Source organism: Pirellulales bacterium (assembly GCA_035546535.1).
Classification (GTDB): domain Bacteria; phylum Planctomycetota; class Planctomycetia; order Pirellulales; family JACPPG01; genus JACPPG01.
In genome coordinates, this window is sequence record DASZWQ010000082.1 from 1 (window position 1) to 4,920 (window position 4,920).

The following is a 4,920-nucleotide window of genomic DNA, read 5'->3' on the forward strand; positions in this document are numbered from 1 at the left end:
CCAAGTCAAGACGCGTGAGGCCTATCCAGCCTGATGCCATCAGAAGCGCGTAGGAGAGCGCCGGAAGAACGACATGAAATGTACTGTCCTCCGCATCCATCGTGTAGGCATGCTGGCGGCGCATGCGTCTCACCAGCAGCGCCATGTAGGCGAGGCCGCCGAGGCCGATCAGGCCAGAGATCCCGCTCACGAATACCGGTGCGGGCCACGGGACGCGCACCAGGGCCGACAGGAGCAGACTGGCGCTGAAATGCACGACGGTCGGCGTGGCGAACGCCTGACCCGCTTCCATGGCGACGGGCGTTGGCCTGTCCGCTATCAGGGTCATGACCACAAATTGCAGACCGATCAGGGCGCCGGCAGCGGGCCCCACGATCAGATAAAAGCTGTCCCAATCGCTCAAGACCGACATGCTCTTCCCCTCAACCGATGGCGCACGTATAAGCCCCGCGCAAGGGCGGTTAGCTCAGTTGGTAGAGCATATCGTTTACACCGATAGGGTCGGCGGTTCGAGCCCGTCACCGCCCACCAGCCTTCAAATGCAAATTTGATTTTGCTCTCGCCGTACATTGCGCCTTGCCGCTTGGCGCGGCAGGCTGCCTGCCACCTTCGGGAGGGGCTGCTGATGCGTAGGATTTCGATTCTGACGGCGGCTGCCGCGCTCGTTGCAGCGGCCCCAACGTTTGCACAGGACATGGACGATATGGCCGCGCCGCCGCCGGTGGCGCAATCGGACGACGCCAGGTTCATCGCCTACAATCAGCCCGTCATCGCATTCACCCACGCCGAGATCGTGGATGGCACGGGCGCAGCTCCGAAATACGATCAGACCTTGATCGTCAGGGACGGCCGCATCGCTGCGATCGGTGCACATGTTCGTGTGCCGCGAAGCGCCACCGTCATCGATGCACGCGGAAAGACACTGCTGCCGGGCTTCGTGATGATGCACGAGCATCTCTTCTATCCGACCGGCACGCGGATCTATGGCTCGATGCCGTACACGTTCCCGCGGTTATATCTCGCCGGCGGCACGACGACCGCACGCACGGGCGGCTCGCTCGCGCCTTACACCGACCTCAATGTTGCGCGCGACATCGCCAACGGAACGGCGATCGGGCCGGACCTCGACGCGACCGGGCCCTATCTTAACGGCGAGGCCAATCCGTTTCTCCAGATGCACAGTTTGCAAGGACCCAGCGATGCCACAAAAACGGTGAACTATTGGGCGGACGAGGGAGCTACATCGTTCAAGGCGTACATCAACATCACGAAGGACGAGTTGCGTCAGGCGGTGAGCGCGGCCCATCAGCGCGGACGAAAAGTCACGGGACATCTCTGTTCGGTGACCTATCGCGAAGCCGCGGAAGCGGGCATCGACAATCTCGAACATGGCTTCGCGGTGATGACCGACTTCAACAAGGACAAGAAACCGGACGAGTGCCCGAAAGGTTCGCAACAGGCGCTGGCGTCGCTGGACGAGAACAGCCCTGACGTGAAATCGCTGATGGCGTATCTCATCCAAAAGCATGTCGCGCTGACGTCCACACTGACGGTAATGGAAACGTTCACGCCGGGCCGCCCAAAGGCGCCGGAACGCGCCTTGTCGATGCTGATCCCGGAGCTGCGTGCGGCGTACGAAAAAACATGGAGCAACACCGCGAACATTCCGACGATGAAGCCCTACGTGACGATTTTCCCGAAGCTGATGAAAATGGAAAAAATGTTCGCGGATATGGGCGGCACGTTGCTCGCGGGCACTGACCCCACCGGTTATGGCGGGGTGATCCCCGGCTTCTCCGGCAAGCGTGAAATCGAACTGCTGGTCGAAGCCGGATTCGGCTTCCCGGAGGCACTGAAGATCTCGACGCTCAACGGCGCGCGCTATATGGGCCGCGACAAGGACGTTGGCTCGCTGGAGAAAGGCAAGCGCGCGGATATCGCGCTGGTCGACGGAGATCCCGCAAAGAATGCGAGCGCAATCGAGACCATGCCGTTCGTGTTCAAGGCCGGCGTTGGCTACGACAGCAACAAGATATTCGACGCGATGAAAGGGCTGGTCGGTCTCGACTAATTCGCTTCAGATGAAATTGGCCGCGAGGTTTATCATCGTGGCCAGGATCGCCGTGTTGAAGCCGAACGCCACCAGGGTGTGAAGCGTGCCGACGCGGCGCATCTCTTTCGAGCTGAAAGTGATGTCGGCGGTCTGCGATGTGGCGCCCATGACGATGGAGAAGTGGAAGAAGTCCCAATAGTCGGGCTCGCCGCATTGGCCGAACTCGAGTCCACCTTTCGGCGCGCCTTCTTCCTCTTCGAGGTAATAGAGATGGGCATAGTGCATCGCGAAAACGACCTGCACGAACAACCAGGAGAGCACGACAGTCGCGCCCGCAAGGGCCACGCGCCACATTTCGCCTGGATGTTCTTTCGCGAGAGACAGCTCCGCAATCAATGCGCCGACGCTGGCGACCGAGGCAAGTATTGTCAGCACCAGGATAAAATGCCCGCCTTCATCATGCGTGATCGCGCGCTGTTTGATCATGGCGATGTCGGTCTTGCGCATGAACAGAAAGAACATGAGCAACAGAAAGACAATCACGCCGCCGTTCCAGCCGATCAGCGCGCGCGTGACGCCCGCAAGCCCCCAGCTAGTCGATGCGGCGTACAGCGCGATTCCGATTGCGATCGCGGTGAGAAGGTAAGGCCGGCTCAGAAACGGTCCGAGGATCGGTATGCCGCGCCGCGTATCGGAATTCGTCGCCATGTGAGCCCCCGAGTCTTGCGCGTAGGGTACTTGGCACATTGGTGGATTTCCACGCGCTGATTATGATGCGGCATGAACGATTTGCAATCCGGCGCGGCAGGTCACGGCGTTTCATTTCGCGAGGCCGTGTGGACTTGGGCGCGGATAGCGGCGCTCAGCTTCGGCGGCCCAGCGGGACAGATTGCGGTGATGCATCGCATTCTCGTCGAGGAAAAGCGCTGGATCGGCGAGGAGCGTTTTCTGCATGCTCTGAATTACTGCATGCTACTGCCAGGTCCCGAGGCGCACGAACTCGCGATCTATATCGGCTGGCTGCTGCATCGCATCCGCGGCGGTTTGGTGGCGGGCATCCTGTTTGTGCTGCCGGGGTTTGTTGCGCTCGGCGTGCTGAGTTGGGCTTATGCCGAGTTCGGTGACGCCGGCTTTGTGCAGGCGCTGTTCTTCGGTTTGAAGTCTGCGGTGCTTGCTGTCGTGTTGGAGGCCGTGCTGCGCGTCGGCAGGCGAGCGCTGAAGAGCAGGGCGCTGGTGGTGATCGCCGCGCTCGCTTTCATCGCGATCTTCTTTTTCGCATTGCCGTTTCCGCTGATCGTGTTTGCTGCCGCGGTGATCGGCTTTTTTGGCAACCGCTGGAAGCCTGACTGGTTCAAGTCCGGCGGGCACGGCTCGGCGAAGAAGGGGAGCGAAGCGCCGGCAATGATCGACGCGGCGTTCGCAAACGAAACACCGGCGCACATCCGCCCGTCATTCTTGCGTTTTGCGATTGTGGCGGTCGTCGGCGGAGCAATCTGGCTTGGACCGCTCGCAATTCTTCTTGCGACCGTCGGACCAGCGAATGTTTTCACTTCGATTGCCGCGTTCAACAGCAAGATGGCGGTCGTCACCTTTGGCGGCGCCTACGCCGTTCTTGCTTACATGGCCCAGCAGGCGGTGGAGACCTCCCACTGGCTCAGGCCGGGAGAGATGTTGGTTGGCCTGGGGTTTGCGGAGACAACACCAGGGCCGCTGATCTCCGTCGTGCAATTCGTTGGATACATGGCCGCGTTTCGTCAGCCCGGCGCTCTCCCGCCGGGGTCCGCGGGGTTTCTCGGCGGCGCGCTAGCGATGTGGTCGACCTTTGTGCCGCCATTCCTCTGGGTCTTTCTCGGTGGGCCTTACATCGAAGCGCTGATCGGGAACAAATCGCTCAACGCCGCGCTCTCCGCGATCACGGCAGCCGTCGTCGGCGTGATCCTGAACCTCGCGATCTGGTTCGCACTGCACACGCTCTTCACACAGATGGTGCTCATGCGCGGGTATGGTTTTGCGTTCGATCTGCCGGTTCTTGGCAGCTCGAACTGGCCCGCTTTGTTCCTTTCCGTTGCGGCGATGATCGCGATGTTCCGCTTCAAGGCCGGCATGCTGCCAGTGCTGGCTGCATGCTCACTCGCCGGCGTCATTTACTATCTGCTTGGCCCGCATTAACGCCGTGCACATTGACGGGGCCGGACGAGGGTGGCGGAGTGTGTCCATGAAAAGAGCGCTCCTCCCAATTCTTGCCCTGACGCTGGTGCTTTCGGCGTGTGCCGATCGCCGCGACCGGGGTCCGCACGAGACCGACACGGATTTTCATCCGACGATCGATCTTTTGACAAAGTATGATGCCAACCACGACGGAACGATCACCCGCGCGGAAATGGAGGAAGGGCTCAAGAAGGAGTTCGACGCCGCCGACACGAACCACGACGGCAAGCTGGATCCGGACGAGGTAGCCGCGGTCAACGCGCAGCGTTGGAACGAAGACAAATCCACGGCATCGACCATCGTCGACTGGAACCAGGATGGTTTTGTCGATTTCAATGAGTTTGCAGGCACCGCGCGTTCGCTGTTCGCAGACATAGACCGCGACGGGGATGGGCAACTGACTCCGACGGAACTTCAGGATTATCGCGGTCACAAAAAGCGCTCTGGCGACGAGCAGGATCAGAACCAGCCGCGGCCTCATCGTGGTCATGGAGGTCCCGGCGGCGCCGGCGATGGCGACTAGCGCAAACGCGCCTTGACACGCCAAGGGGTGGGCCGTACATCGGCCCTCCTTCGCGGGGCACGTGCTCTGCGAGCGCCCGCGGGGGCGTAGCTCAGTTGGTTAGAGTGACGGCCTGTCACGCCGTAGGTCGCGGGTT

5 protein-coding genes and 1 tRNA gene are annotated in these 4,920 nt (G+C 61.2%); 4 read left to right on the forward strand and 2 right to left on the reverse strand.

What is annotated here, in order from left to right; genetic code table 11:
- Positions 1–412, reverse strand: a 412-nt coding sequence (locus tag VHD36_10590; GenBank protein HVU87759.1) for a hypothetical protein, incomplete at its 3' end; no start/stop codon positions are given.
- 43 nt (positions 413–455) lie between these two features.
- On the opposite strand from VHD36_10590, the gene VHD36_10595 reads away from it, so the two are divergent.
- A tRNA-Val gene (locus tag VHD36_10595) sits at positions 456–531 on the forward strand.
- A 94-nt stretch (positions 532–625) separates the two neighbouring features.
- Positions 626–2,071: an amidohydrolase family protein gene (locus VHD36_10600; protein ID HVU87760.1), complete on the forward strand. Its 1,446-nt coding sequence runs from the start codon at positions 626–628 to the stop codon at positions 2,069–2,071.
- 6 nt (positions 2,072–2,077) lie between these two features.
- Here the strand turns inward: VHD36_10600 and VHD36_10605 are convergent, their stop codons facing one another.
- Entirely contained in the window at positions 2,078–2,761 is a 684-nt protein-coding gene (locus tag VHD36_10605; GenBank protein HVU87761.1) for a DUF1345 domain-containing protein, read from the reverse strand.
- Between the two features lie 72 nt (positions 2,762–2,833).
- On the opposite strand from VHD36_10605, the gene chrA reads away from it, so the two are divergent.
- Positions 2,834–4,222 carry a chromate efflux transporter gene (chrA, locus tag VHD36_10610; protein ID HVU87762.1) on the forward strand — a complete coding sequence of 463 codons (1,389 nt, stop codon included), beginning with the start codon at positions 2,834–2,836 and terminating at the stop codon, positions 4,220–4,222.
- A 4-nt stretch (positions 4,223–4,226) separates the two neighbouring features.
- Positions 4,227–4,784 carry a hypothetical protein gene (locus tag VHD36_10615; protein HVU87763.1) on the forward strand — a complete coding sequence of 186 codons (558 nt, stop codon included), beginning with the start codon at positions 4,227–4,229 and terminating at the stop codon, positions 4,782–4,784.
- The last annotated feature ends 136 nt before the right edge of the window (positions 4,785–4,920 follow it).